We start from the raw sequence: 25,199 nt of genomic DNA, 5'->3' as shown, positions 1-25,199 counted from the left end.
GACGTGAAGGCGCGGAATGCCCAAGCTCACGAAAACAGTTATTGACCGACTGCCCCCCAACCCCGCCCGCGACGTGTATGCGTGGGATAGCGAAACGCCGGGCTTCGGCGTCCGACTTATGCCGTCGGGCCGCAAGAGCTTCATTATCAACTACCGGACCGAAAGAGGCGTCCAGCGGCGCTTGGTCATCGGCGCGGTTGGCGCAATGACGCCCGACGAAGCCCGCAAGATCGCTCGCGAGCGGCTGTCCGAAGTGAGCCAAGGCCGCGACCCGGTTTCGGAGCGCAAGGAACGCCGAAGCGCTGTCACGGTCGCCGAGCTTTGCAATGAATATCTGGAAGCGGCGCGCGCCGGGAGCGTGACGACGCGTTTTCGCCGGCCGAAGCGGGCGTCAACGGTCGCAATAGATGAGGGCCGCGTCGCCCGCCACATTCTCCCGCTCTTGGGCAGCAAGATTGCAGCCGAATTGACGCGCGCCGACGTGCAACGCATGGCGGACGCCATCGCCGCTGGCAAAACCGCTGCAACCGTCAAGACGAAGACGCGCGGCGTCGCGCGCGTGACCGGCGGGGCCGGAACCGCCGCCCGCGTCGTCGAATTGTTGGGCGGCATTTGGACTTGGGCCGAACGGCGCGGATACGTCGGCGACAAGAACCCTGCCCACGGGGTTGAGACACAGCGTGGGGAGGCTCGCGACCGCATTCTTTCCCGTGCGGAACTCGGCGCGCTCGGCAAGGCGATTGACGACGCCTCCCCTCGCCTGCCCCAAGCAGCGGCGGCGCTCGAATTGATCTTGCTGACGGGCTTACGGCGCGAAGAAGCGTGCGGGCTGCGCTGGCGAGAAATCGACTTCGAAGGCTCTTGCTTGAGGCTTGAGACGACGAAAACTGGCCGCTCAACGCGCCCCGTCGGCAAAGCCGCAATCGACCATCTGCGCTCAATCACGCAAATGGACGATGAATTTGTGTTTCCCAACCGCACGGGTGACGGAAGCGCCGACCTAAAGAAGCAGATTGCCGCGATATTCAACGCCGCCGGACTGACCGACGCGCGGTCGCACGATGCACGCCGGACCTTTGCAACGATAGCCGCCGAACTCGGCTACGGTGACGCGACCATTGCCGAGCTTATCGGACATTCGAAACGCGGCGTTACGGAACGGCACTACATTCGTCGCCCGGACGCCGTGCTTATCGACGCCGCTTCGCGCGTGGCCGAAACAATCGCAACAGCGATGCGATAGCGCCGAAGTTAGCGTCAATCCGAGACGCAATCAGAAGCTACGAATGTATAAACTAGCTATCCGACAACACTTCGAAGCAATCGTAATGGTCATTGCTTTTCGACGCCTTGACAATCTCATAGCCAATAGCAGCAATATGGCAACGAACCTCGTTCATTACTTTATTTTGACTTGACAGCGACCGACTCGCCGCCTTTATCATTCCCGTATCGCCACCTAACGTGGATTGATGAGGCTCACCATGGAACGGGAATTTTTGCGGACGCCTGAGGCGGCTGAATATCTTCGGACGCGCTACGGGATTGGAAATGCCAAGACGCTGGCCAAGGACCGCGTTCGCGGCGGCGGTCCTGAATTTCGGAAATGCGGTCGCGCTGTCGTGTATCCGCGCGCGTCGCTTGACGCGTGGGCGCTCAACAAAATGTCCGCGCCGAAGCGTTCAACGTCCGATAGCAAGGGCGGCTGAAATGATTTTCTCCAAAGGACAGCCGCAAGTCCTTGTGCCGCAGATCGAGAAAGACTCTCGGCTAATCAATGAATACGTCAACAGCGAAGCGCATGGTTGGTTGAGAGGCCAATATATCGACTATCCAGAAGACTGGACTACGGAAGTAGACCTTCGAATGGATACCAACTTCGGCTTCATTCCAAGCGTCGCCTACAGCCGCATATTCCTTCCAAAAAATGCTCCGCACGGCGCGGAAGTCGTTTGCGACGACGGCAACGGCGGCTTTGTGAAGCCGAATACGACAATCGTGTTGAAGTTCCGAGACGAGACAAAGAGCTTCGTCAAAGAGCGCCGGCGGCTGTTTTTCTACGTCGTCGGCAAGCGCCCGGCTAGTAATTGGGCAAGCGTCTCTGAATTTCTCGAACTCTACAAATGGCAAGGCTTCGCGTTCCGCCGATTTGAGGACGGCGCGCCAATCTATTGGATTTGAAGAAGATGAATACGCCGCCGCCGCTTCAAACACGCGACGAAATAACGAACTTGCGCCGTCAACTGTGGGCGCAAGGTCATCGGCCTTTAGCCGTTCGGACCGGCGGCAAAGAGCCCGACGGCATGAATTGGACCGGGCGGGCGCGCGCAAATCCGCCATTCGCGGCGATTAACCCGGCGCAATCGTGGGCGCTGAATACCGGACTTTTGTGCGACGGGCTAAGAGCCGTCGATATTGACGTTGACTACCCGGCGCGAGCGAACGCGCTTCGTGAATTGGCGTTCGCAACGCTCGGCGGCGCACCGGCCCGTTGGCGAGCGAATAGCCATCGCATTCTTTTGCTTTATCGCGCGGCCGAAGGCGCACCGAAAAAACGCGCAATCGTTTCCGGCGTCTATACAAGCGCCGACGGCAAAGCCGAGAAAGTCGAAATTTTAGGCTACGGGCAACAGTTCGTCGCCCACGGCAACCACCCGAGCGGCGCTCCGCTGGAATGGTGGCCCTTGCCACCCCAGCAATTCGACCGCGCCGCGCTTACGCCGGTCACGGAAGACCAAATCACGGCGTTCCTCGCCGAAGCCGCCAAGATCATAGCCGCGCCCATTGAGCACGCCACAGCGCTCCCGAGGCCCGCTGTTGCCCCTTCCCACGGGGGTTGTTCCCTCGCCTCTCCCGAGCCGGTGGGCAACCGTGAACGCGCCTACGCCGCCGACGCCCTCGCAAGGAACGCCGCCGAACTCGCGGGCCTTCACAGCGGCCGAAACCGGGCCTGCAACGCCATCGCCTTCCGCATGGGGCGCATGGTCGCCGCCGGCTGGATCGAGCGCGAAATGGTCGAAGGCGCGCTTTACGCCGCGATGGAAATTAACGGCTGGCGAGACGACAACCGCCACGGCGACCGCAAGGCATGGGCCACCCTGCAAAGCGGTCTGACGAACGGAATGCAACGGCCGCATCCGCCTTTGGAGAAAGCCCCCGACAACCCAAACCAACAAGCGGAATGGCAAGCGGTCTGGCGCGCCCATCAAGAGTATCTGGCGAGCGTTGGCGGCGGGGTGACGAAGTGAGCAACGTTACCCCGTTCAACGCCAATGCAGTCAATCCCGACTGGCCTCCGATCAAGGCCACGCCGTTTCCGTTCATTGACCCCGCGCACATTCCCCGGCGTGAATGGATTTTCGGCGACCATTACGTGCGGAAATTCGTGTCGGCGACAGTTGCGCCCGGCGGCACTGGCAAGTCGTCGCTCGTCATCGCCGAAGCGCTCGCGCTGACTTCCGGTCGCTTGATCCTCAACGCAACGGCAAGAAACGTCGCGCGCGTTTGGTATCACAACGGCGAAGACCCTATGGACGAATTGCAACGCCGCGTGACGGCGGCGATGTTGCATCATGGAATGCTGCCACAGGACATTGGCGACCAGCTATTCGTAACATCGGGTCGCGATACTGAAATGGTCGTCGTGTCCGCAGATGACGGAAAACCGCGTGTCGATAATGCGGTAGTGAATAAGATCATTGCCGAGCTAATCGGCAACGGGATTGACGTTCTAATTATCGACCCGTTCGTTTCGTGCCATCGCGTCAACGAAAACGATAATCCGGCGATTGATCTTGTCGCGAAAACATGGGGGCGGATTGCGCAGCAAGCCAATTGCGCAATCGAGCTTGTGCACCACTCGCGCAAGGCCAACGGGAACGACGTGACCGTAGATCATTCGCGCGGCGCTTCGGCTCTTGTTGACGCCGTGCGCTGCGCTCGAATGCTCAACGTCATGACCGACGGCGAAGCGAACGAATATCTAAAGGACATTCCAAATCGCAACCGCCATCTGTTTATCAAGGTCACAAACGGCAAGGCGAATATGTCGCCGCTATCCGCTCGCCCTTGGTGGTATCGCCTTGTTGGCCAGCCTTTGCCTAACGGCGACGTTGTGGGCGTTGTTGAAATTTGGACGCCGCCGAAGCAAGACGACGACATTTCCGACGACGAACGCCGCGTGATTATCGACGCCGTGAGGGGCAGACCTTGGCGGACGCATCATCTGTCGCCGGAATGGGTCGGGCGTCCAATTGGCGGCGCACTCGGGCTAGACCCCGACAACGCTGACGACAAGAGACGCATCAAGGCGTTTATCACCAAGCTCGTCAAAGACCGGGTGCTAGCGCCTGCAAAGGCTTTCGGCAAAGACCGAAAGGAATACGACCATTACGAGCTTGCCGGCCCCGATTTGCTATCTGCGGGGGCTGCGGAGGTTCGCGGCCCGACTTCGATGGCGGGAGGCGACTGACATGCCAAAACCCCATATTTTTCAACGTTGCGGAGGTGCGGAGGTTCACTTTGCGGAACTCACATTGCGGAGGTTGAAAATCGAACCTCCGCAAAAAGGCCAACAGCCGCAAATTTCCGCTCGCAAACCATTGAAAATGCTGGTTGCGGAGGTGCGGAGGTTCATTTCTTCTCTACCTCCGCAACCCCGTCTGCGGAGGTGCGGAGGTTTCCCCTTTAGGGGAACCGCCGCCGCAGACTTCCGCAGCGATGGCTTTGAGCTTCCATCCCATGGGGGTCTGCCCCCGTGGGTAGGCGATGCGAACGAAAGGAGGAGACCGACTAGCAACGAACTGACGTAGCCAAAACTGCAATCCCAACACAAACGAGAGAAGCAACGATGACCGACAAGCACGCCAGACAAATGACCGACGCCGAATTTGAGGCGGAAACCGAAAAGCTGCTCAACGAAAGCCGCAAGCAAATGCAGCGCCGTATGCATCCCAACTTCTTCGCCGCCAACGCTGCCGGGCGCGCAATGAGCGAACGCGGCGAGCCGGCCAACATGCAAGGCTGGCAGGAAGTCTATGAGGAAAAGCTAGCGGAATACCGGGGCAAATCCGGCAACTGACATGACGCTACTGCCCTACGTGCAAACCCAACGCAAACGGACCCGCAATGGCTAGACCCTGCCTTTGCTGCAATCATCCCGAGCGAGATAAGATTGACGCCGCCATTGTCGGCGGCGTCAACGCCGAAGCTATCTCGAAACAATACGGAATAACGAAACAAGCGCTCTGGCGTCATCGTTCCGCGCATCTTCCAAAGGCGGCTATCGAGGCAGCAAAAGCCGAACGCGCCGAAGCCGAAGGGCGACGCGGCGCGACGCTGCTAGAGCAAGCGCATGAGCTTTTGGACAAGGCGCGCGATTTGCTCGCGAAAGCCGAAGACAGTGGCGACATTCAAACCGCATTGCGGGGCGTCAAAGAGGCGCGCGAATGTCTCGTCTTCATTGGCAGGCTAACCGGCGACGTTGAGCCCGACGCAATCAACATCGTCGTCCACGCGCAATTCGTGAATTTCCAGCAACTCATAATCGACGCGCTTGCTCCGTATCCCGACGCTCGCGCGGCCGTCGCCGCCCGGCTTGCCCACATTTCGGAGCAAGCGCCATGACCCGGCCGCCGGGACTGTCGATTGCCGCCACAGAGACGCCCCGTGGACGCGCCAAAACGGGCAAGCGCCCCATGGGTAGCCGTTCAGGCGCTCAACGCGCCCCACAGGCCGCTATGGCGCGCGCCCTCTTGCACGGTCTGGACCCCGTGGCCTTCGCCCGTGACCGTCTCGAATTCACGCCGGACGCTTGGCAAACGCGCTTGCTGCAATCGTCGGCGAAGCGCGTCATTCTCAATTGCTCGCGACAATCGGGCAAATCAACGACGACGGCGGTGTTGGCGGCGCATACCGCAATCTATCGGCCCGGCTCGCTTACGTTGCTCGTATCCAAGAGCCTACGCCAGTCGTCGGAGCTATTCGCAAAAGTCAGCGGCTTCCTGTCTCGCGTTCCCGAGGCGAAGCTAATGACGAATAACAAGCTGTCTTGCGAACTCGCGAACGGCTCGCGCATTATCAGCCTTCCGGGCGACGGCGACAGCATTCGCGGCTTTTCCGCCGTGACGCTGCTTATCGAAGACGAAGCCGCATTCGTTGACGACGCGCTGTATATGGCGGTCCGCCCAATGCTCGCCGTCAGCGGCGGACGGCTAATCCTAATGTCAACGCCTCACGGCAAGCGCGGACATTTCTTCGACGCGTGGCACTCGGCGGACGAAGAATGGCAACGCGAACGGATAACCGCCTACGACGTGCCGCGCATTACGCGCGAGTTTCTGGATACGGAACGCGCAACCATCGGCGAATGGTGGTTCCGCCAAGAATACATGTGCGAGTTTGTCGATAGCGTGGACCAACTGTTTTCGACCGACTCAATCATGAACGCCCTTACCGACGACGTGCAACCGCTTGCCCTACGGATTTTGTCATGAACGCGCTGACGCCGCCGCTGCATAGATGGCACGAACAAACCGAACCGCAATCGACGGGTTTTGTCGTCGGCGTGGACCTTGGACAGTCCAAGGACTACACGGCCATAATCGTCAACGAACGGAAGACGGCGACGGAAACGACATTCGCGCGGGCGCGCTTTGAGCCGACGCCGCAAATCGAGGAACGCAAGGAAGTCGTCCACCATTCGCTTGTGTTTATGCACCGGCCTGCGCTCGGGACGCCCTACCCCAAGATCATTGAGCAAGTGCGGGTGCTATTGGCGGACCTTCCCACGCGGTCTGAGCCCCCGAGCCTTGTGGTGGACGCAACGGGCGTGGGGAGGCCATGCGTCGATTTGTTCCGCAAGGAAGGGCTCGACCCGATAGCGTTGACGATTACCGGCGGCGAGCAAGTCAACCGGGTGACGAGCCGCGACGTTCGCGTGCCCAAAAGGATATTGGCGGGGCTGTTGCAAGTGGTGCTGCAAACGGGCCGGCTAAAGATCGCAAAGGGCCTGCCGCACGTGGAAACGCTCGTCAACGAACTCGAGAATTTCAAGGTGAAAATCAGCGTGAGCGGCAACGAGAGTTTTGAGGCGTGGCGCGAAAGCGTTCACGACGACCTTGTGCTTTCAACCGCCATGGCCGTCTGGCAAGCCGAAAATCGGCCGCAGCCGGTAAGGCATTTGCTCAATCGCATGTGGGATTTGTAAATGAGACGAACCGTCCTTTTCTTATTGGCGAGCGCGGCGGCGTCTTTGCCGGCAGTCGCCGAAGATTTGCCCCTCAATCCGGCGGTCACACAGGCGACGATTGAAGACACGATTTGCGTGCAAGGCTGGACGAAGACAGTTCGTCCGCCCTACGCCGTCTCGAATGCGATCAAGCTGGCGAAGCTCCGGGCGGTTGGATTGACGGAAGCCGACAGAACCCGGTTTCAGCTTGACCATAAGATACCGCTGGCGCTTGGCGGCGCGCCGTCGGACCCGCGCAATTTTCAGCTTGAGCCTTGGGAAGAAGCCGGCGACAAGGACAAGATTGAGGCTTGCCTTGCCCGAGCGGTTTGCGCCGGCCGATTGACGTTGGACGAAGCCCGCCAAAGGATTTGGCGCGACTGGCACGAAGCCGGGAAGGCTTGTGACAGACCAACCGTTATTATCCCACCTAATCCAGAGCGGTGACAGCCCTCAAAATCGCGACTATTCGCGAAATGACAAAGCGCGACGACAATCTTAGCGCTTCGGACTTTTGCACAACTCGGGCTAGTTTCGGGCCGTTTCTCCAATACCATTCGATAAATGTGCGCCCCAAATGATATTTCGCTAGCCGCACGTCTCTAAATTTGCGAAGAAACACCACGTCAGAATGGTTTGGATTTTGATAAGCAACAGACGCAACAAAGCATGATGCGCCGGATTTGCTTTCGATATTCATTTTTCCTGCGCCAGTTTTTATATCTGAGCGAACCGTTTGTCTTGTCGTCCGCCCACGCTTTTCAAGCATATTGAATGTATCAATATGGTCTTCTGCGGCCTTCCGACCCATTTGGTAATCTGCGTCTTGCTGTAGCTTCTTAACCTCTAAATCCAAACCGGCTTCCGCCGCTTTCATTGCAAGGCTTTCTGCCTGCTCTTTCGTTAGGCGCGAAAGAGATTGTTGTATCAAAGAACCTGCTTTCAATCCGTTATCGTGAAGCTGTGGGCTATTCTCGCCCCGCGTTGCAGGGAGATTTTTTTCGTCGCTCATTTCCCATGCACTCCAAAATAGTCCATCGCCCTAACGAACAACCTTATTCCCGATTTTGCCACGGCTTTAAGCGCGGGGAAGCGCTCCAAGAGCATGGCAAGGCGTTGCCCGTGGCGATAATACCAGACGATGAACTCTCGCCCCCATTCACACGAAACCAGAAAGCCGTCTCGCCACTTGCGAAGCGCCATTGTTTCAGGTGCGTTCTGTCCAAAACACACAGTCGCGACAATGCAGAAAGACGGTTCGTAAGCAACGACATTGAGACGGCCCGCTGGCATTGTCACAGAGTAGTTTGCGGCCTTTACCTGTCCTGTCGCTATGGTCCGGCGCAATAGCTCGATTTCTCGCTTGGCACTCGCGCGGATTATTTCGTTTTCCACGCGTTCTGCCTCAGCAAGCATTGCTCTCGCCGAAGTAACATCATCGGCGTAGAGCCAAGACGCAGCCTTCATTACCCTTTCCGGCAGGTGCGCGAGTAAATCATCATGCGTCATCGACGCAAGGACTTGGTCCAACTCCGCAAATCCGGCTTGTGGCTCTTTAACGTTTATACGTATTGTTCGCGCATCTGCATTTTTCTTATTGTATTTCAGGACAGTTTTTAGGATTGCAAATCGTTGGTCGCTCGATAGATACGGCGGGACTAGCTCTATTAGCCTTTCCATCGTTTGGCCAGACAGGGTTGTTGTTCCAATTCGCCACTTCGGATGCGTCTTTCTGGCATATGCTTCGGCAGATTTCCCGTATTTGCCGCCATATTCTGCGAATAGCTCGTCAAGAGCGCCGCTATCCATATTTAAAAACGCGCTCTTTATTTCGCCAACAGCATTTCCAAAGAGCCCAGTTAGGGCAGAATATTTCGGTGGCTTCCAACTTCTGCGATAGCCTCGTCCATAGTAGTAGCGCATTTATTTCGCCGCCCTCACGCCTCAACCATTACAGCAATCTCGGATATGCGCGCTTCCGGCTAGGGTTAGCGCTTTTTATGCACGCCGTAGCGACTGCTAAATTCATCGTTCGTTTCGCCAAACGTCACGAAACGCCGATGCTCGCCGGCCTTAGCCGCGCCCGCGTGACAATGATATTCGCCTGTCGCGCGGACGTTGTGACAACCGGCGGCGTTCAGCGCGCCCGGATGCGCGTCGGCAACTTGAACGGGGAACGTAGCGGCTATTGTCGCCATTGACGCGAAAAGAAAGCCTCTCGTCTTGCACATAATTTCGTCCGGCAATGAGTCACGGATGGGCCAAGGCTAGCCGAACCGGCGCGCGCTCGCCAGTTCCTTCCCAAGGAGTGTGTCGCCCGCTAGCGCCCCATTCCGCTTGCCCGATGCTGCGACCAATCGGGCCGAACGTCGCTCGGGCGCGCGCCGCAGACCAGACAGCGCAGCCGGCGCTTAAGCGTGGGCACTTCAACGGACCCCGGTAATCCCGACATATCGACGCTCTCCCGACGGCCGCACCCGCATTCGACGGCGACGGCGCGAACGCCAAGGCTGCGCATGTTCGCAAGGTCCATGGCCGGGCCGGTGTAGCGCGTCGGGGAGGGCATGGGCGGGAGCTTAAGCCGATCGGGCGTGCGCCGCCAAGATCGGGGCGGCGTCCGGCTGCGCTCGGGGGCAAGCCCACCATGGGAAGGGACCAAGCCGGCCGCTCCCAAGGCGACCGCGTGACGGCCACGGCCGCGCCCTTTTGTGCGCTGCTGACGTATTGCTGACGTGGCTTCACGTCAGCAAGTCACCATTCGCATAAGTCTTTGATTTGAATGGTGGGCGCGACAGGGATTGAACCTGTGACCCCTACGATGTCAACGTAGTGCTCTCCCGCTGAGCTACGCGCCCCCTTCCGGGGTCCGCCGCGTGGGCGGCTCGGGTGGGCGTGTGTATAGTGGGGGACGCGACGAGGCGCAAGCGCCTTTGTTGCGAAAAATTCTTCCGGCCCAGGTCGCCCGGGAAAGGGAGTCGCGTCGCGCCTAGCGCTCGGAAAGATTGACGAAACGTTAAAATCGCACATCGATCCGGTGAAAGATTTGTGACGCCTGCGTCATTTCGTGACTTGCGGCGGCTCCCCGTTGTGGCATGCTTGGCCGTGCGCTCCTCTTCGAGGGGGAGAGACACAAAGGAGGTTTCGCATGTCCTTACAGGGCCATATCGTCGAACTCCAACGCCGCCACGAGGCGCTCAAGAAGGAAATCGAGAAAGAGCAGCTCCATCCCAACGCCGACGAGGCGAAGATCATCGAGTTGAAGCGCAAAAAACTGCAAATCAAGGACGAGCTCGCCAAATTGGCCGTAAGCGAAACGCGACACTGACCCTGCGCGGTCACCAGGCAAACGTCGAGATGTTGGGCGGAGCGCTGCTTCCGCCCTTTTCTTTTTGGCATTTGCCGTAACCGCCGAGGGCGCGCGGGCCTTCAGGCCCGCATTAACGCCAACCTTATCCCCCGGGCTTTCCGAGGCCCGCCCCTCCCCTGGAGGGGCGAAGGGTGGAGGCTGTGGCCCGACGGGAACGCCCAGACTGCTCCTTCCGCCGGCCCGCCATATCTTTTGGCGCAACGCTTGCTCATGCGCTGAACCGCCAAAACGAGAACTCGTCACATGCCCGCCACCGCCGCCTACCGCCCCGAGACTCTTCACGAGACCCTGGGCGAACCCTTTTTCGACCGCGTCGAGGCCGCGACCTTTCCCCAGACGATCCTGCGCTACCGCAATCAGCGCTGGGCGGCGCGCATCGGGCTGGACGGGCTCACCGATGAGGAGTGGATTGCGCATTTCGGCCGCTTCGAGCCCCTGCCCGGCGGTCTGCCGCAACCGCTCGCCTTGCGATATCACGGCCATCAATTTCGCGTTTACAACGCTGAGCTCGGCGACGGGCGCGGCTTTCTCTTCGCGCAGTTGCGGGACGCCGCCGATGGCCGGCTGCTTGATCTCGGCACGAAGGGCAGCGGCCAGACTCCCTGGTCGCGGCGGGGCGACGGGCGACTGACCCTCAAGGGCGGCGTGCGCGAAATACTCGCGACGGAGATGCTGGAGGCGCTGGGCGTCGACACGTCCAAGACATTCAGCCTCATCGAAACCGGCGAGGCGCTGCTGCGCGGCGACGAGCCCTCGCCCACCCGCTCCAGCGTTCTGGTGCGGCTCTCCCACTCGCATATTCGCATCGGCACTTTCCAGCGCCTCGCCTTTCATGACGACAAACCCGCGATCGCGCGGCTGCTGCATTATGTTTGCAGCCATTACTTTCCGGCGCTCGCCGATCTGCCGAACGAGGCCAAGGCGCGCGCCTTTCTGGAGGAGGCCTGCGCCCGCGTGGCGAAGCTCGGCGCCGGCTATATGTCGACTGGTTTCGTTCATGGCGTGTTGAATTCGGACAATATCAACGTGACGGGCGAGAGCTTCGACTATGGCCCCTGGCGCTTCGCGCCCACCTATGATCCGCTCTTCACCGCCGCCTATTTCGATGAGAGCGGACTCTATTCCTTTGCGCGCCAGCCGCCGGCGCTCGCCTGGAATCTCGCGCGGCTGGCCGAATGCCTGCTGCATCTGACCGGGCTCGAGGCGGCGCAGAAGACGCTCGACGCGTTCCCCGCCCTGATCCAGCGCGAATACCGCGCCGCCCTGTTGCGGCGCCTGGCCCTCGCCCCGGCGGGCGAGGAGGCCGATGCGCGCCTCGCCAAGGCCTTCACCGATTTCCTGATGAAAACGCGCGCGCCTTTCGAGCAGACCTTCTTCGACTGGCGCGGCGGGCTTGCGAGCGACGCGCGCGCCAAAGCGAGTCCTTCGGCGCCTTTCTACGAACGGGAAGAATTCGCGCCCGTCCGCGCGAGCTTCGCCGAACGTCAGGCGACGGCTGACGCGCGGCTCGATCATCCCTATTTTCTGCGGCCGACGCCCCGCACCATGCTGATTGACGAGGTCGAGGCCATCTGGGCGCCCATCGCGGAGGCGGACGACTGGTCGGCGCTGCGGGAAAAAATCGCGCAGATCGCGGAAATGCGGGACGCGTATGGTTTCGCCTCCGCTGAGGCGTTTTCCGCTTGAACGGCCGCAAGGCGCGGCGCGATAATCGCCCCATCGATTCTGGAAGCCTGCGGCGGGGCGAGCTTTGACGGCGATGAACGACAATCCCAGCGATGCCGAACAGGACGCCATCCGGGTCGAATTGGAGCGCCTGCGGCTTGAGCATCAAGACCTGGAGGCGGCGATCGACGCGCTGATCGCCGTCGGCGCGCCGGACCAGCTTCAGATCCAGCGGCTGAAAAAGCGCAAGCTCCTTCTGCGCGACCGCATCGCGCAGCTGGAAGACCAGCTCACGCCCGACATCATTGCCTGAAAGTTAAAAAGGCACGCGGCTTGAAGCCCGTGACCGTAGGCCGATCCACTGTCCCCGTTTGAGACAGAAACGATCCGTCCTCGGTCAACTTCTGGGAAGCCAAGCCATGCCTCGTCTCAGTGTTTCGATCAGCGACTCCTTCGATAGCCGTCGCCGGGCGCCCAAGCCCGACGCCTATGGCCGCCGTCCGCGCCATGTCCCAGGCGTGCGGATTGTCGGCGAGCGCGAGACCGCGCCGTCGCTCTCCTCGCTGTTCTTCAAGGCGACGGCGACGCTGGTCGTCATCGCCGCCATCGCCGTGTCGCTCGCGGTCTGGCGGCTGTTCACCTTCCATCATTAAGTCTTCGGCATAAAGCCGAGGGCGCGCATCACAGGGGCTGGCCAGCCCCTGCTGATGCAGCGTAATTATTTGTTTTTGCTATTATTTCAGGCTGACCGCGGCGCGACAATCAGTCCGCGTCCAGCGCTGCCAATAGCCGCGTCTTCCCCGCCTTCATAATAAGAAACGAGCAGTCGCCGCATCTTGCGCGGAACGTCGCAGGCTGGGAGGAAAGCAACGCGGCTTGAATTTGCGCGGGCGGAACAATAATGCCGTCCCGTGCGACGAAGCGCCCACTTGTATCGTTCAACGATATAATTTATATCGTTCCACGATGCGTTATCGCCTTTGATGACGCATGAGAAAAGAGAACGGACGCGAGCTATGAAAAGCAACAGCAGCAGCAATGCCGGTCGCACGAAGGGTCTAGTGTGGTTGGCCGTTGGAATTGCCGTCATTTTCGGCGTAATTTCCCTCGCTCCGATTATTTCGCACGCGACATTGGGTTAGCGCATTATCCACATCGAACCGGAGAAGCCCGCCTCCTATCCTGTGGCGGGCTTTTTTATAGGAACTGCAACCAAGGAAAACGTCGTCTGGCTGGCGCTAGCGCCATAATAACCATCGGCCCCTGCCCCGCGCCGGTAGGTTTGCCGCCCCGTCCATCGCCCGTTTTTTCCCCATGTCCAGACCTTCCAGGATGCAATAAGGGGATAATCCCCTTCAGGCTGCTGACAAAGTAGCGGCGACGCCCCTCGTGCTTCGAGACACCTGCTGCGCAGGCTCCTCAGCATGAGGGCTTTTTCCTTCAGCGCCAAATACTTAGGCCTCATCCTGAGGAGCGAGCAAAGCTCGCGTCTCGAAGGACGAGGCCGCCTCGGGAGGTTTGTCAACAAACTGAAGGGGATAATCCCCTTTGCGTTAGCCCTAGCGCCCCCTGCCGACCCCTAACGCCCATAGCAAAAATGGCATGGTCAGCCCCTGCGCCACGATGGAGAAGGCCACGACGCCGAATGTCGCGACCACGATGACGTCGCGCATCGGCAGAGAGTCGGGAAGCGACAGCGCGAGCGCGAGACCGAGCGCCCCGCGCAGGCCGCCCCACCACAGGACATGCTGCTCCCCGAAGCTGATGCGCCAGCGGGTCGGCAGGAACAGCGCGCTCAGCGGATAGACCGTGAGCGCGCGGGCGACGAGCACGATCGCGATCACGGCGACGACCAGCGCGGACCCATATTCCGCAAACGGCGTCGAGGCGACGTCCACGCCGATCATCAGGAACACCATGGAGTTGGCGAGAAAGGCGGCGTATTCCCAGAAGCCGTGCACGAATTCCCGGCCGCGTTCGCTCAGATAGCTGCGGTTCTCCTCGCGCAGCAGGCCGAGATTGCCCATCATCAGTCCCGCGGTGACGCAGGCGAGCACGCCGGAAAAATGAAAGTGCTCGGCGAAGAGAAATGACCCGAAGGCGGCGATGGTGGTCAGCGCCACTTCGATCAGGTGATCCGCCGTCCCCATGGCGAGCAGGATCGCCGCGCCGCCCACAAGCGCGCCGACCGCCACGCCGCCGAGCACAATGCGCGCAAGGGCGAGCATGACCTCGCCTGCGCCCTGCCCCGCGCCGTGGCTCTCGGCCCAGGCCAGCGCCATCACGAACAGCACCGCCGCCGCGCCGTCATTGAGCAGGCTTTCGCTCTCTACCAGCAATCTGAGGCGACCTTTCACTCCATTGTCCTTGAACATGGCGATGATGGCCACCGGATCGGTCGCCGCGATGAGCGCGCCGAAGACGAGGGCGGAGGGAGTCGGCCAATGCAGCAGTGTCGTGCAGGCCAATGCGACGACCGCCGCCGAGACGACGGTGCCCAGACCCGCAAGCGTCAGCAGTGGAACGGAATCGCGCAGCAGTTCCTTCCAGGAGAGCGCCAATGCCGCTTCGAAGAGGAGCGGCGGAAGGATGAGATCGAAGATGAATTCATGCGTGAGATGCGGCCCGAAGTCTGGCCTGGTGAATGTGATTATGGCGCCGACGACGACGAGGCCGACCGTGTAGGGCAGTTTCAGCCGCCGCGCGACAATGGCGACGATCATCGCGACGGCGAGAGAGGCGACGGCTTTGGTGAGTTGTTCGTCCATGGCTTTCGGAAGCTTTCGAGAAAAAGGGGCGTCTGCCAGCGAGAACTTATCCGCTTATTCGCTTCCGGGGCGCAAGCCACGCTACGTTCGGCCAGATCGCCTGAACGCAATAACGTAACTGTTTCTATGGTTTAGAGTGCGCTTCAAGCGAAAATCCCGTTCCCATTTTTTCGCAGCGCGCCCTAATTTTCTCGCAGCCAACGTACTTTTCGCAGAGAGAGAAGCAATGAAAAGAGCGCTGATGACGTTTGTTGTTGCGGGCGTTTTGGCGTCCGCGTCCCCCGCCGCGCAGGCGGACCCGGACTGGTCGCAGATCGACGCCATACTCGGCAAGAAGGCGGCGATTGCCGGACCGGTTCACAAATATCCCCTTCCCAGGACCGATCTCCAGGTCACGCTGGACGGAGTCGGCGTCAAGACCGGGCTCGCCCTGGGCGGTTGGGTCGCCTTCGAGCCTGCGGAGCAGTCAGCGATCATGATGGGCGACCTGGTCTTGACGGAGACGGAGGTCAATCCCGTCATGAGGTCGCTCCTCGATGCGGGCGTCGAGGTTACCGGCGTCCACAATCACCTGCTGCGCGCGTCCCCTGCGACCTTTTATATGCATGTCTCGGCTCACGGCGATCCGGCTAAAATGGCGCAAGCTGTTCGGCAAGCGCTCGCCTCGACGAAGACGCCGTTCGAGACTGCGGTCGCCCCGGCGCGGGAGCCGGCAAAACCTGGTTTCGACGCCGCGAAGGTGGACGAAATCCTGGGCTTCAAGGGGAGGAGCAACGCCGGCGTGTATCAGTTCAGCGTCCCACGGACCGAAAACATCAAGGCTGGCGGCATGGTCGTGGCGCCCGCAATGGGGACGGCGATCGCGATCAATTTCCAGCCGACCGGCGAAGGCAAGGCGGCGATCAGCGGCGACTTCGTCGCGTTGGCTTCCGAAATCCAACCTTTGCTGAACGCGCTTCAATCCAACGGGATCGAGGTGACGGCGCTGCACAATCATATGCTCGATGACGAGCCCCGGCTGTTCTTTGTGCATTTCTGGGCGAATGGGGACGCCTCAAAACTCGCTCATGGGCTCCGCGCCGGACTCGACGCCGTGCATGTTCCGACCGGCGGCTAAGGCGGGCGCGGTTCCTGGCTGCACGCGGGCGAAAGGCCGACGGAGGCGACATGTCGGCGCGGGACTGATATTCCGATCCGACAACGAATGCTCGGCCTGTTGGGATCGCCCGAGTCATGCCTGGATATGTCTGCTGCCTCGGCAGCATTAATTTCGACGTCACCCTGCGGCTGGACCGCCTGCCCGAGGCGCACGAAAAAATTCCGGCGAAAGCCGTCGCGGTCGGCGGCGGCGGTTCGGCCGCCAACACGGCCGTCTGGCTCGCTCGCGAGGGCGCGCGCGTGCGGATGCTGGGCTGGGTCGGCGACGACCTCCTCGGCGCCTTCGCCCTTCGCGACCTCGCCGAGGCGGGCGTGGACGTGGCGGGCGTCAAAGCGGTGCGCTCATCCTCGCCCGTCGCGGTCTGCCTCTCGCCGCCGGGCGACAAGCGCATCGTCACGAGCCCGACGCTTGAGGCGCCATGGACGCCGGACGACGCGCTGCCGCTGGCCGCAGACGCGGACTGGCTGCATGCCGCCGTCCGGGACGCGAACCTCCTGACACGAGCGCGCGGGGCGCGGCGGCTGTCGCTCGAACTCAACGGCAGCTACGATCCCGCCTTCGCCCGCGCGGCGGACTGCCTCTTCACGAACTGTGACGAATTGGCGCGCGCCGTCGGCTCGGACGACCCGATGGGCTTCCTCTTGGAGCGCCACGCGGCCGATCCGGCGATCTGGTTCGTTACGCATGGAAGCGAAGGCGCGAAGATTCTGAGCGGGGGCCGCGTCGAAACTGTCCCGACAACTCTAGTCGAGCCGGTCGACCGCACTGGCGGCGGCGACGCCTTCAATGCGGGGGTGATCGCCGGCCTGCTCAGCGGCGCCGAACCCGCAGCCGCGGCGCGCAACGGCCTGCGGCTCGCGGCGCGGGCCATCAGCCGACTCGGCTCCAGATAGCGGCTCTGCCTTGCCTTGGGCCGTCCCATCGTCTATGGGGCGTGGCTTCCCACGTTCGAGCCGATGGAATTCAAAGTGGCGAAGCCGAATACGCCTGTCGCGGTCATTATGGGGTCGCAGTCCGACTGGGCCACCATGCGCCACGCCGTCGAGACGCTGGGCGCGCTTGGCGTGGGCTGCGAGGCGCGAATCGTCTCCGCCCATCGCACGCCCGACCGGCTCGTCGCCTTCGCCAAGGGCGCGGCCGGGGAAGGCTTCGAAGTGATCATCGCGGGCGCCGGCGGCGCCGCGCATCTCCCCGGCATGACGGCGTCGATGACCAATCTGCCCGTGCTCGGCGTCCCGATCGAGTCCCAGGCGATGAAGGGCATGGATTCGCTCCTTTCCATCGTGCAAATGCCCGGCGGCGTGCCGGTGGGCGCGCTCGCCATCGGCAAGGCGGGCGCAATCAACGCCGGCATCCTCGCCGCTTCCATTCTTGCACTGAAGGACAAGGCGCTGGCGGCGCGGCTGGCGGATTTCCGCGCCAAACAGACGGCGAGCGTCTCCGAGACGCCGAAAGACGAGGCATGACATGCTGAAACCCGGCGCGACCATCGGCATTCTGGGCGGGGGACAGCTCGCACGCATGCTGGCGCTCGCCGGCGCGCGGATCGGCCTCAAATCCCATGTCTATTCACCCGTCGCCGACGACCCCGCCTTTGACGTCTGTTCGGCGCACACGAAGGCGGATTTCCTCGACGAGGCCGCGCTTGCCGCCTTCGCCGAGTCGGTCGACGTCGTTACTTACGAATTCGAGAACGTCCCCGCGCGCACGGCGGAAGTGCTCGAAGCGCATCGGCCCGTGCGGCCAAACCCCAAGATTCTCGCGCTGACGCAGGACCGGCTGATCGAGAAACAGTTCGTCCAAAGCCTCGGCGTCGCCACGGCGCCCTTCGCCGAAGCGTTGGACGCGGAGTCGCTCGCGCGCGCGGTCGCGCAGCTCGGAAGGCCCTCGATTCTCAAGACGCGGCGCTTCGGCTATGACGGCAAGGGCCAGACGAAAATCGTCGAGGGCGTCGATCTCGCGGACGCCCTGAAAGATCTCGGCAATGCGCCCTGCATTCTCGAAGGCTTCGTGCCCTTCGCGAAGGAAGTCTCGGTCGTCGCCGCGCGTGGGCTCGACGGCGAATTCCGCGCCTATGACGTTTGCGAGAACGTGCACGAACATCATATCCTCGCGACCACTACCGCTCCTGCCGCCATCAGCGACTCGACGGCGCAGACCGCTATCGACATCGCAAGGCGCATCGCGGAGGGCGCGGGTTATGTCGGCGTCATCGCAGCCGAAATGTTCGTTGTGCGGGATGGTCGAGGCGAGCGCCTGGTCGTCAACGAGATCGCGCCCCGCGTACACAATTCGGGTCATTGGACGCTCGACGGCGCCGTGACCTCGCAATTCGAGCAGCATATGCGCGCGATCGCCGGCATGCCGCTCGGCTCCGCCCGCCGCCATGGCAAGCAGGTCGTTATGCGCAACCTCATCGGCGCCGACGTAGACAAATGGGCGGAGATCTTGGCGCAGGACGGCGCCTGCCTGCACCTCTACGGCAAGAAGGCGGCCCGGCCCGGCCGCAAGATGGGCCATGTCACGCGCGTAACGCCCTAACCAGCTCGACTCTTCTGAAGCCGGCTCGCGAAAAAGCGGAAACTGCTCGCATTCTCGAGAACCGAGGCGATCGCCGCCGAGACGATCTGGCCGCTCATGATCGGCCGCGCGCAGCGCAGCTTTTCGCTGGCGCGCGTCGCGCCACCCTCGCTCGCGACATCCCGGAAGTAAAGCAGATGCCGAGTGACGATAGAGCGATCGAAAAAAACGATAGCTGAATAGTCATATTCTATTCTTGTCCCGAATGTCTCCAACATGATCATGAAATGGAGGCGGGCGTGACAAACGTAATGGCCGATTATACGTTTCAACAACAAAGCCTTTCCAGAGCTGGAAATGAGGCCACTCATGCAAAGCGTCCTGGGTCCAAGAAATTCGAAAAATGCGTCAAGAACAGGATGTGAAGCCGCGACGGAAAGCGCTATGGTTAAGTCCTCGCAGGACGCAAATCATTCCAGCCGGCTGCCAGGTTTCCACCCGACGGGACGTTTCTCTCACCCTGACCGAGCAGGAGCGCCAGCCCGGATGACGGCCGATTTCGACAGACTGACAGGCGGCGACCTTCTGCTGCGCCTTGGCCGCCGGGACGTCGGCCATGTCGACGCGCCGCCGAATGTCTTCGCCTCTCTGGACAGGATCGCGAGCCTGACTCAACAATTCCGAACTTCGGCATGTCCGAATCGGCGGCGCGCCGTCAGATTGCGCACGTCGTGAGTCGGGCGCGGCGCCTGCGTCATGTTTCTGTTACGCGTGCTTGTCTGGTTCGCGCGATTGAAGAAGGATCCATCGGCCTATGCGACTCATGCGGCGCCGAAACTCGAGCGCAAAGCGGTGACGGCGGAACCTTGATGCGCTTCCGCAAGAGCTTCCTTCGCCTGTCCGTGCTCGCAGGCGCAGCGCCGCTCGCCGCCGGCTGCATGCCGACGGCGCAGGAGGAGCGCGCCGAATTCATGGAGACGCCGTCGCTGGGCCGCACCGTCGCGGCCTCCGGCGTCAGAAGCGTCGGCAGCGAAAAAGGTTGGCCGGGCCAGCAATGGTGGAGCGCCTTTCGCAGCGCGGAGCTCGACCGGATCGTCGAGAAGGCGCTGGAGGATAACCAGAACCTCAGAAAGGCCGCCGGCACGCTGAAGGAGGCCGAGGCGGGAATCGACGTCGCAAGCTCACGTCTCACACCCTATGTCGAGAGCGATCTTTCCTACAGGCAAACGCGCTATGCCGAGCATGGCGTCGCGGCGGGTCTCAATCCCAATCAGGCGGGGCTCGAAAAGTCGGCGGCCTTCCTAAATCCCATCTCCGCCAAGTGGGAGTTGGATTTCTGGGGCAAGAACCGCGCCCTGCTGGACGCTTCGATCGGCGACGCGCTGGCGCAGGAAGGCGAACTCGAGCAGACCCGGCTGCTGCTGACGACGAGCGTCGCGCGCGCCTATCTGCGCGGCTATGTCCTCTCCGAGCAGCTCAAGCTGGCGAGAGAGCTGACGAAGCTGCGCCGCGAACTGCGCGGCCTCGCCGAGACGCGCTACAACACCGGCATCGAGACGCTCGACATCGTGCAGCTCGCCCGCGCCGCCGAAGAGTCCGCGGCGCGGCGCGAAGCCTCGCTCGAGGCCGCCATCTCCATTCAGGAGAACGCGCTGGCGCGGTTGATGGGCGAAGGGCCTGACTACGCCCGTAATCTCTTTGCAGGCAGGAAGTCGATCGCGCCCGTTCAGCCCGCTCTGCCCAAGCGCCTGCCCGTCGAGCTGCTTGCGCATCGCCCCGACCTGATGGCCGCGCTGAGGCGCGCCGAGGCCTGGGCGGATCGCATCCATGCGGCGAAGACGATGTTCCTGCCTTCGATCGACCTTTCGGTCACGGCGGGCCTTGAGGCTTCGGTCACCTCCTCGCAATTCGCGAAGCTTGGCGGCTATCTCTTCAATCCGGGCGCAATGGTCTACAGCGTGACGCCAGGCCTGCATCTGCCAATCTTCCAGGGCGGCAAGCTCACCGGCAATCTTGAAATCCAGCGCGCCGATTACGACCAGGCGGTCGACGCCTATAATGAGACGCTTCTCGCCGCCGCGCAGCAGGTCGCGGACGCGCTGGCCAATCTCAAGCGCTTCAAGAGCGAATACGAATCGCAGTCCCGTTTCATCAAGGCGCGCAAGGCGGAGCTGCAGCTCGCGCGCATAAGGCTGCGCGACGGCCTGCGCGACCGGCGCGAGGTCGTACAGGAATACGCCGACATGCTCGACGCCATCTTCATCCAGCGCGGGCTAGAAGGCGACAAGCTCGTCGCCGCGGTCGATCTCTTTCAGGCGCTCGGCGGCGGCTACGACGCGGGCCCTGCGGCCAACGAGCCCAGACCCGCGCCGGAGACGGATCCGATCAACCCGGTCGTCAACGCCGTCCAATCGCTCGGAGGAGGTTGATCTTGGGCGAAGAAAAAGTGGTGACGCCAGGCGCGTCCACCCCAGCGCTCTCGCGCAAAAACATTCGCGCGCGTCGCAACTTTCTTCTGAAGGTTCTCGCCGTCGGCGTCGGCGTCGGCGCTCTGGCGGCGGCTTTCCGCTATCTCGCCTATGACCGCAACTGGGTCGTGACCGACAACGCCTTTGTCACCGGCAACATCATTCCGGTGCAGTCGGATGCGACGGGCGTCGTTGCGCAGGTGCTGGCGGAAGAAACGCAGCTCGTGAACAAGGGCGACGTGCTCGTGCGCCTCGACGCGCAACGCGCGCGCGCCGCGCTCGGCCAAGCGGAAGCGGAACTTGGCCGCGCCGTCAGAAATGTCGGCGCGCTTTTCGCCAGCCGCCGCCAAATTTGCCAGAAGGTCACGGCCCGCGCCGCCATTCGCGAGCGCACCCGTCACGATCTCGTGCGCTACAAGCAGGCGGCGACGAGCGGCGCCGCTTCCAGCCAATTGCTTCAGAACAGCCAGGATACGCTCAACGCGCAGGAAGCCGATCTGCGCGAGGCGCGCGCGGAGCTGCAGGCGATCGAATCGCGCGTCGGCGGCGTGACGCCGACGAACCATCCGGACATCGAATTCGCCAAGGCGCGCTTCAACGACGCCTATATCGAATATCTGCGCCAGAATATTCGCGCCCCCGCGACCGGCTATGTCGCCAAGCGCCGCGTGCAGGTGGGCCAGCGCGTGCGGCCCGGCGACCAGATCCTGAATATCGTGCCGCTCGATCATCTTTGGGTCGAGGCCAATCTCTGGGAAAACCGCATGGAGCGGATACGTCCCGGCCAATCGGCCCTCATCAATGTCGACCTATATGGATCGACTGCGACCTTCCACGGCACGGTCGAAGGCCTCGTGCCCGGCTCGGGCGCCGTCTTCGCCACCCTGCCGCCCGACAACGCCACCGGCAATTTCATCCGCATCGTGCAGCGCATTCCGGTGCGCATCGCCATCGATCCGGAAGAGCTGAAAAGGACCCCGCTGCGGCCGGGCCTTTCGACCGTCACCTCGATCAATGTGAGCGCTGAAGCGAAGCCGACAAATGACTCCATCGTGAAGACCTCGGCGGGCGAATATTCGACCGAGGTTTTCGACAAGGATTTGGCGGAAGCGAAGGCGCGCGCCGACAAGATCGTGCGGGAGAATTTGGTGGCGGGCGCCGATGACGGCGGGGGAGCCTGCGCGGCGGCGGAGTAGATTGGTTCTCGCGTGCCGCGAAAACCCGGCGAAGCAACGCCGCAACCTCCCGCTCGATCTCAAACGCCGCTCATACCCATCCGCTTGCCACATACGCACGCCTCTTTGATCCCGCGATCTTTCGATCCGAGGCATGAAGGGAGGTCCGGGACGCCCCGGCCCCGTTCGGCCGAGGTGTAATGGTTTTATGCGCACCGGAGCCAAAGCGTCCCGGACACGGTCTTTATGACGCGCACCTTTCCCTGCGGAGAACCTCGCTCCCGGGCACGGTCCCTGACAGGACCGCTTCTTTCCCGCCCGGCGTTCACCGCCGGACGAGCGCGCGCTCGAACGCCGCAGGCAATTTATGTCCTGCAGTTTTCCTATGCCGCCTTCCCTCAAGCGCGGGCTTCCTTTTCAGAAGGCCCCGCGACAGGCCGGAGGGAACATTAAGGCCCAGCTTTTTTCGCGCGATTTCTCACGCGCCCCCTGCCAGGGGAGCCCGACCGACGACCCGCCCACGCCCGCCGAAAGGCCTCGGCAGACGCTTGACCGACCCCGCCGCGCCGCCGGCCATGACGACGCCCCTTAGGTGACGAGGCGGGGGCAGGATGAATTAGGTTTGGGGGAGTGGGGATAGATTTATTTTGTCGGCGGCGCATGGCCTTCTCCCGCCTGCGGGAGAAGGGGTGCGCGGCTCATTCCAAGTTCGCAAGTCTCTTACGCGAATTCCATAATCACAGCGTCGACCGCGAGGCTGTCGCCGGGCTTGGCGACGATCTTCTTGATGGTCACGTCGCGCTCGGCGCGCAGCACGTTCTCCATCTTCATCGCCTCAACCATGCAGAGCGCCTCGCCGGCCTTGACCTCCTGGCCTTCCTTCACGTCGACCGTCTTCACGAGGCCCGGCATCGGGCAGAGCAGATGCTTGGAGGCGCCGGCGTCCTTCTTCTTCGGCATGAACGCGACGAGTTCGGCCTCGCGCTGCGTATAGACGCGCGCCTGCACGCTCACGCCCTGATGGGCGAGCTCGTAGCCGTTGAGGATCGGGCGCGCCTGCACATAGACGACGCGGCCGTCGACATCGCCCTTGAAGACAGGCTCGCCCGGGCGCCAATGTGAGGAGACGCGATGCGCGCGGTTGTCACCCTCGGCGAAGCGCACGACGAGCGCCTCGCCCTGCTCTTCGAGCGCGACGTCATAGCGCGTGTCGCCGAGCATGCAGACTCGGTCGCGCGAGAACTCGACAGGCCGGCCATTCATGAGCTGGCCGGTGATCATGCGCTTGCGGGCGTTGCCGATGTGATCCATCAGCGTGGCGACGGCGGCAAGCGTCAAGGCGAGATCGCCTTCGGGCTCCGGCGCCGTGAAGCCTTCCGGAAATTCCTCGGCGATGAAGCCGGTCGACAGCTTGCCCGAGCGCCAGCGCTCCATCTGCATCAGCGTCGAGAGGAAGGGAATGTTGTGGCGGATGCCGTCGATCACGAAGCGGTCGAGCGCGTCGGCCTGCGCGACGATCGCGCGAAGGCGGTCGGGCGCATGGGTCACGAGCTTCGCGATCATCGGATCGTAATGAATCGAGATCTCGCGGCCCTCGGTGACGCCGGTGTCGTTACGGACCGTGACGCCGCCTTCCTTTTTCTCCTCCGGCGGGCGGTATTTCACCAGACGGCCGATGGACGGCAGGAAGTTGCGGGTCGGATCCTCGGCGTAAATGCGGCTTTCGACCGCCCAGCCATTGATCCTGACGTTTTCCTGCGAGAGTTGCAGCGGTTCGCCGGCGGCGACGCGGATCATCTGTTCGACGAGGTCGACGCCGGTGATGAGCTCCGTGACCGGATGCTCCACCTGCAGGCGGGTGTTCATCTCAAGGAAGTAAAAGCTCCTGTCCTGCCCCGCGACGAACTCCACCGTGCCGGCCGAGTCGTAATCGACCGCCTTGGCGAGCGCGACGGCCTGCGCGCCCATTTCGGCGCGGGTCTTTTCGTCGAGAAGCGGCGACGGCGCTTCCTCGATCACCTTCTGGTTGCGGCGCTGGATCGAACATTCACGCTCATTGAGGTGAATGACGTTGCCGTGCTTGTCGCCGAGCACCTGAATCTCGATGTGGCGCGGGTTCTGGATGAACTTCTCGACAAAGACGCGATCGTCGCCGAAGGAGGACGCCGCCTCGGATTTGGCGCGGGTGAAGCCCTCGATGACTTCGGCGTCGTTGAAGGCGATGCGCATGCCCTTGCCGCCGCCGCCAGCGGAGGCCTTCAGCATCACCGGATAGCCGATGTCCTTGGCGATCTTCACCGCCTCTTCCGGCGACTCGATCACGCCGAGATAACCGGGAACGACGCTGACATTTGCGGCCGAGGCGAATTTCTTCGACTCGATCTTGTCGCCCATCGCCTCGATGGCGCGCGGGTTGGGGCCAATGAAGACGATATTCTCGTCCCTGAGCGCATTGGCGAAGGCGGCGCGCTCGGAGAGAAAGCCGTAGCCCGGATGCACGGCCTCGGCGCCCGTTTCCTTACAGGCGGCGATGATCTTGTCGATGAGGAGATAGGACTGCGCGGCCGGCGGCGGGCCAAGATGGATCGCTTCGTCCGCCATTTCGACATGGAGCGCGTCGGCGTCGGCGTCGGAATAGACAGCGACCGTGGCGATGCCCATCTTCTTCGCCGTCTTGATGATACGGCAGGCGATTTCGCCACGGTTGGCGATTAAAATCTTGCGAAACATGCGCGCGCCCTGAGCCCTCGTTTTCCCACCTCGTCGCCCGCGCTTTTCCCGAAGAAAGGCGGGCGTCATTATTTTCGCCGCGCGTTTAAAGCCTTGCGACGCCGGCCCCCTCTCCCCGC

General features: G+C 62.1%; 26 protein-coding genes and 1 tRNA gene. 20 read left to right on the top strand and 7 right to left on the bottom strand.

Translation table 11 applies throughout. From position 1 onward, the window contains the following. Positions 1-16: 16 nt before the first annotated feature. The 9 genes from ACNHKD_RS09165 to ACNHKD_RS09125 all read left to right on the top strand — a co-directional run bounded on the left by ACNHKD_RS09165 (position 17) and on the right by ACNHKD_RS09125 (position 7,675). Positions 17-1,243, top strand: a complete 1,227-nt coding sequence (locus ACNHKD_RS09165) for a tyrosine-type recombinase/integrase (RefSeq protein ID WP_442756736.1) — start codon at positions 17-19, stop codon at positions 1,241-1,243. 467 nt (positions 1,244-1,710) lie between these two features. Further along, a complete protein-coding gene (locus tag ACNHKD_RS09160) occupies positions 1,711-2,181 on the top strand; it encodes a hypothetical protein (RefSeq protein WP_442756735.1) in 471 nt (156 codons plus the stop codon). Between the two features lie 5 nt (positions 2,182-2,186). After that, positions 2,187-3,248 carry a bifunctional DNA primase/polymerase gene (locus tag ACNHKD_RS09155; protein WP_442756734.1) on the top strand — a complete coding sequence of 354 codons (1,062 nt, stop codon included), beginning with the start codon at positions 2,187-2,189 and terminating at the stop codon, positions 3,246-3,248. Further along, positions 3,245-4,471, top strand: a complete 1,227-nt coding sequence (locus ACNHKD_RS09150) for an AAA family ATPase (RefSeq protein ID WP_442756733.1) — start codon at positions 3,245-3,247, stop codon at positions 4,469-4,471. Before ACNHKD_RS09155 ends, ACNHKD_RS09150 begins: the two co-directional genes overlap by 4 nt. A gap of 378 nt (positions 4,472-4,849) precedes the next feature. Next, positions 4,850-5,080 (top strand): hypothetical protein, encoded by a 231-nt coding sequence (locus tag ACNHKD_RS09145; protein WP_442756732.1) that lies wholly within the window; start codon positions 4,850-4,852, stop codon positions 5,078-5,080. Between the two features lie 47 nt (positions 5,081-5,127). Beyond that, positions 5,128-5,625, top strand: coding sequence for a hypothetical protein (locus ACNHKD_RS09140; RefSeq protein WP_442756731.1), 498 nt, complete (start codon positions 5,128-5,130; stop codon positions 5,623-5,625). Beyond that, positions 5,622-6,494, top strand: coding sequence for a terminase large subunit domain-containing protein (locus ACNHKD_RS09135; RefSeq protein ID WP_442756730.1), 873 nt, complete (start codon positions 5,622-5,624; stop codon positions 6,492-6,494). Before ACNHKD_RS09140 ends, ACNHKD_RS09135 begins: the two co-directional genes overlap by 4 nt. Further along, positions 6,491-7,207 (top strand): hypothetical protein, encoded by a 717-nt coding sequence (locus ACNHKD_RS09130; protein ID WP_442756729.1) that lies wholly within the window; start codon positions 6,491-6,493, stop codon positions 7,205-7,207. The genes ACNHKD_RS09135 and ACNHKD_RS09130 overlap by 4 nt, the downstream gene beginning before the upstream one ends. Next, positions 7,208-7,675, top strand: a complete 468-nt coding sequence (locus tag ACNHKD_RS09125) for a hypothetical protein (RefSeq protein WP_442756728.1) — start codon at positions 7,208-7,210, stop codon at positions 7,673-7,675. On the opposite strand, the gene ACNHKD_RS09120 is transcribed toward ACNHKD_RS09125, so the two are convergent. The 4 genes from ACNHKD_RS09120 to ACNHKD_RS09105 form a co-directional block, all read right to left on the bottom strand. Then, entirely contained in the window at positions 7,659-8,240 is a 582-nt protein-coding gene (locus tag ACNHKD_RS09120; RefSeq protein ID WP_442756727.1) for a CFI-box-CTERM domain-containing protein, read from the bottom strand. The two genes, ACNHKD_RS09125 and ACNHKD_RS09120, sit on opposite strands and share 17 nt — an antisense overlap. After that, positions 8,237-9,151 carry a CFI-box-CTERM domain-containing protein gene (locus tag ACNHKD_RS09115; protein ID WP_442756726.1) on the bottom strand — a complete coding sequence of 305 codons (915 nt, stop codon included), beginning with the start codon at positions 9,149-9,151 and terminating at the stop codon, positions 8,237-8,239. Before ACNHKD_RS09115 ends, ACNHKD_RS09120 begins: the two co-directional genes overlap by 4 nt. Positions 9,152-9,216: 65 nt before the next feature. Further along, positions 9,217-9,426 (bottom strand): YHYH domain-containing protein, encoded by a 210-nt coding sequence (locus ACNHKD_RS09110; protein ID WP_442756876.1) that lies wholly within the window; start codon positions 9,424-9,426, stop codon positions 9,217-9,219. 582 nt (positions 9,427-10,008) lie between these two features. Next, positions 10,009-10,083 (bottom strand) — tRNA-Val (locus tag ACNHKD_RS09105). A gap of 290 nt (positions 10,084-10,373) precedes the next feature. On the opposite strand from ACNHKD_RS09105, the gene ACNHKD_RS09100 reads away from it, so the two are divergent. The 4 genes from ACNHKD_RS09100 (at position 10,374) to ACNHKD_RS09085 (ending at position 12,913) form a co-directional block, all read left to right on the top strand. After that, positions 10,374-10,553, top strand: a complete 180-nt coding sequence (locus ACNHKD_RS09100; RefSeq protein WP_442756725.1) for a YdcH family protein — start codon at positions 10,374-10,376, stop codon at positions 10,551-10,553. Between the two features lie 285 nt (positions 10,554-10,838). Beyond that, positions 10,839-12,281 carry a protein adenylyltransferase SelO gene (locus ACNHKD_RS09095; protein ID WP_442756724.1) on the top strand — a complete coding sequence of 481 codons (1,443 nt, stop codon included), beginning with the start codon at positions 10,839-10,841 and terminating at the stop codon, positions 12,279-12,281. Positions 12,282-12,354: 73 nt separating this feature from the next. Continuing rightward, positions 12,355-12,573: a YdcH family protein gene (locus tag ACNHKD_RS09090; RefSeq protein WP_442756875.1), complete on the top strand. Its 219-nt coding sequence runs from the start codon at positions 12,355-12,357 to the stop codon at positions 12,571-12,573. 106 nt (positions 12,574-12,679) lie between these two features. Further along, the gene (locus ACNHKD_RS09085) at positions 12,680-12,913 is read left to right on the top strand and encodes a hypothetical protein (protein ID WP_442756723.1); all 234 of its coding nucleotides are present in this window, start codon (positions 12,680-12,682) and stop codon (positions 12,911-12,913) included. 906 nt (positions 12,914-13,819) lie between these two features. On the opposite strand, the gene ACNHKD_RS09080 is transcribed toward ACNHKD_RS09085, so the two are convergent. Next, positions 13,820-15,028, bottom strand: coding sequence for a cation:proton antiporter (locus tag ACNHKD_RS09080; RefSeq protein WP_442756722.1), 1,209 nt, complete (start codon positions 15,026-15,028; stop codon positions 13,820-13,822). 226 nt (positions 15,029-15,254) lie between these two features. Between ACNHKD_RS09080 and ACNHKD_RS09075 the strand changes: the two genes are divergently transcribed. The 4 genes from ACNHKD_RS09075 to ACNHKD_RS09060 all read left to right on the top strand — a co-directional run bounded on the left by ACNHKD_RS09075 (position 15,255) and on the right by ACNHKD_RS09060 (position 18,728). Next, positions 15,255-16,145 (top strand): DUF1259 domain-containing protein, encoded by an 891-nt coding sequence (locus ACNHKD_RS09075; RefSeq protein ID WP_442756721.1) that lies wholly within the window; start codon positions 15,255-15,257, stop codon positions 16,143-16,145. A gap of 116 nt (positions 16,146-16,261) precedes the next feature. After that, on the top strand, positions 16,262-17,080 hold the full coding sequence (locus ACNHKD_RS09070; protein WP_442756720.1) for a carbohydrate kinase family protein: 819 nt from the start codon (positions 16,262-16,264) through the stop codon (positions 17,078-17,080). Between the two features lie 63 nt (positions 17,081-17,143). Continuing rightward, positions 17,144-17,653: a 5-(carboxyamino)imidazole ribonucleotide mutase gene (gene purE / locus ACNHKD_RS09065; protein ID WP_442756719.1), complete on the top strand. Its 510-nt coding sequence runs from the start codon at positions 17,144-17,146 to the stop codon at positions 17,651-17,653. A 1-nt stretch (position 17,654) separates the two neighbouring features. Further along, complete coding sequence (locus ACNHKD_RS09060; protein ID WP_442756718.1) at positions 17,655-18,728, top strand: 5-(carboxyamino)imidazole ribonucleotide synthase; 1,074 nt, start codon at positions 17,655-17,657, stop codon at positions 18,726-18,728. Here the strand turns inward: ACNHKD_RS09060 and ACNHKD_RS09055 are convergent. Next, the gene (locus ACNHKD_RS09055; RefSeq protein WP_442756717.1) at positions 18,725-19,042 is read right to left on the bottom strand and encodes a hypothetical protein; all 318 of its coding nucleotides are present in this window, start codon (positions 19,040-19,042) and stop codon (positions 18,725-18,727) included. The genes ACNHKD_RS09060 and ACNHKD_RS09055 overlap by 4 nt on opposite strands. A 211-nt stretch (positions 19,043-19,253) precedes the next feature. Between ACNHKD_RS09055 and ACNHKD_RS09050 the strand changes: the two genes are divergently transcribed. From ACNHKD_RS09050 to ACNHKD_RS09040, 3 genes are all read left to right on the top strand, one after another. Beyond that, entirely contained in the window at positions 19,254-19,442 is a 189-nt protein-coding gene (locus ACNHKD_RS09050; protein ID WP_442756716.1) for a hypothetical protein, read from the top strand. Positions 19,443-19,576: 134 nt separating this feature from the next. Then, positions 19,577-21,136, top strand: a complete 1,560-nt coding sequence (locus tag ACNHKD_RS09045; protein ID WP_442756715.1) for an efflux transporter outer membrane subunit — start codon at positions 19,577-19,579, stop codon at positions 21,134-21,136. Positions 21,137-21,138: 2 nt separating this feature from the next. Beyond that, positions 21,139-22,371 (top strand): HlyD family efflux transporter periplasmic adaptor subunit, encoded by a 1,233-nt coding sequence (locus ACNHKD_RS09040; RefSeq protein ID WP_442756714.1) that lies wholly within the window; start codon positions 21,139-21,141, stop codon positions 22,369-22,371. Positions 22,372-23,070: 699 nt separating this feature from the next. On the opposite strand, the gene ACNHKD_RS09035 is transcribed toward ACNHKD_RS09040, so the two are convergent. Further along, entirely contained in the window at positions 23,071-25,080 is a 2,010-nt protein-coding gene (locus tag ACNHKD_RS09035) for an acetyl-CoA carboxylase biotin carboxylase subunit (protein ID WP_442756713.1), read from the bottom strand. Between the last annotated feature and the right edge of the window lie 119 nt (positions 25,081-25,199).

The organism is Methylocystis sp. JAN1 (assembly GCF_052186135.1).
Taxonomy (GTDB): Bacteria; Pseudomonadota; Alphaproteobacteria; order Rhizobiales; family Beijerinckiaceae; genus Methylocystis.
This window is presented reverse-complemented; position numbering and strand designations above follow the sequence as displayed.

Excerpts from the sequence above, each read along its gene's own strand:
- ACNHKD_RS09130 (WP_442756729.1), top strand. The coding sequence starts at position 6,491 with ATGAACGCGCTGACGCCGCCGCTGCATAGATGGCACGAACAAACCGAA.
- ACNHKD_RS09075 (WP_442756721.1), top strand. The coding sequence starts at position 15,255 with ATGAAAAGAGCGCTGATGACGTTTGTTGTTGCGGGCGTTTTGGCGTCC.
- ACNHKD_RS09120 (WP_442756727.1), bottom strand. The coding sequence starts at position 8,240 with ATGAGCGACGAAAAAAATCTCCCTGCAACGCGGGGCGAGAATAGCCCA.
- ACNHKD_RS09125 (WP_442756728.1), top strand. The coding sequence starts at position 7,208 with ATGAGACGAACCGTCCTTTTCTTATTGGCGAGCGCGGCGGCGTCTTTG.
- ACNHKD_RS09145 (WP_442756732.1), top strand. The coding sequence starts at position 4,850 with ATGACCGACAAGCACGCCAGACAAATGACCGACGCCGAATTTGAGGCG.
- purE (WP_442756719.1), top strand. The coding sequence starts at position 17,144 with ATGGAATTCAAAGTGGCGAAGCCGAATACGCCTGTCGCGGTCATTATG.
- ACNHKD_RS09165 (WP_442756736.1), top strand. The coding sequence starts at position 17 with ATGCCCAAGCTCACGAAAACAGTTATTGACCGACTGCCCCCCAACCCC.
- ACNHKD_RS09155 (WP_442756734.1), top strand. The coding sequence starts at position 2,187 with ATGAATACGCCGCCGCCGCTTCAAACACGCGACGAAATAACGAACTTG.
- ACNHKD_RS09085 (WP_442756723.1), top strand. The coding sequence starts at position 12,680 with ATGCCTCGTCTCAGTGTTTCGATCAGCGACTCCTTCGATAGCCGTCGC.
- ACNHKD_RS09160 (WP_442756735.1), top strand. The coding sequence starts at position 1,711 with ATGATTTTCTCCAAAGGACAGCCGCAAGTCCTTGTGCCGCAGATCGAG.
- ACNHKD_RS09115 (WP_442756726.1), bottom strand. The coding sequence starts at position 9,151 with ATGCGCTACTACTATGGACGAGGCTATCGCAGAAGTTGGAAGCCACCG.
- ACNHKD_RS09110 (WP_442756876.1), bottom strand. The coding sequence starts at position 9,426 with ATGGCGACAATAGCCGCTACGTTCCCCGTTCAAGTTGCCGACGCGCAT.
- ACNHKD_RS09135 (WP_442756730.1), top strand. The coding sequence starts at position 5,622 with ATGACCCGGCCGCCGGGACTGTCGATTGCCGCCACAGAGACGCCCCGT.
- ACNHKD_RS09090 (WP_442756875.1), top strand. The coding sequence starts at position 12,355 with ATGAACGACAATCCCAGCGATGCCGAACAGGACGCCATCCGGGTCGAA.
- ACNHKD_RS09060 (WP_442756718.1), top strand. The coding sequence starts at position 17,655 with ATGCTGAAACCCGGCGCGACCATCGGCATTCTGGGCGGGGGACAGCTC.
- ACNHKD_RS09045 (WP_442756715.1), top strand. The coding sequence starts at position 19,577 with ATGCGCTTCCGCAAGAGCTTCCTTCGCCTGTCCGTGCTCGCAGGCGCA.
- ACNHKD_RS09035 (WP_442756713.1), bottom strand. The coding sequence starts at position 25,080 with ATGTTTCGCAAGATTTTAATCGCCAACCGTGGCGAAATCGCCTGCCGT.
- ACNHKD_RS09070 (WP_442756720.1), top strand. The coding sequence starts at position 16,262 with ATGCCTGGATATGTCTGCTGCCTCGGCAGCATTAATTTCGACGTCACC.
- ACNHKD_RS09100 (WP_442756725.1), top strand. The coding sequence starts at position 10,374 with ATGTCCTTACAGGGCCATATCGTCGAACTCCAACGCCGCCACGAGGCG.
- ACNHKD_RS09140 (WP_442756731.1), top strand. The coding sequence starts at position 5,128 with ATGGCTAGACCCTGCCTTTGCTGCAATCATCCCGAGCGAGATAAGATT.
- ACNHKD_RS09095 (WP_442756724.1), top strand. The coding sequence starts at position 10,839 with ATGCCCGCCACCGCCGCCTACCGCCCCGAGACTCTTCACGAGACCCTG.
- ACNHKD_RS09050 (WP_442756716.1), top strand. The coding sequence starts at position 19,254 with ATGACGGCCGATTTCGACAGACTGACAGGCGGCGACCTTCTGCTGCGC.
- ACNHKD_RS09080 (WP_442756722.1), bottom strand. The coding sequence starts at position 15,028 with ATGGACGAACAACTCACCAAAGCCGTCGCCTCTCTCGCCGTCGCGATG.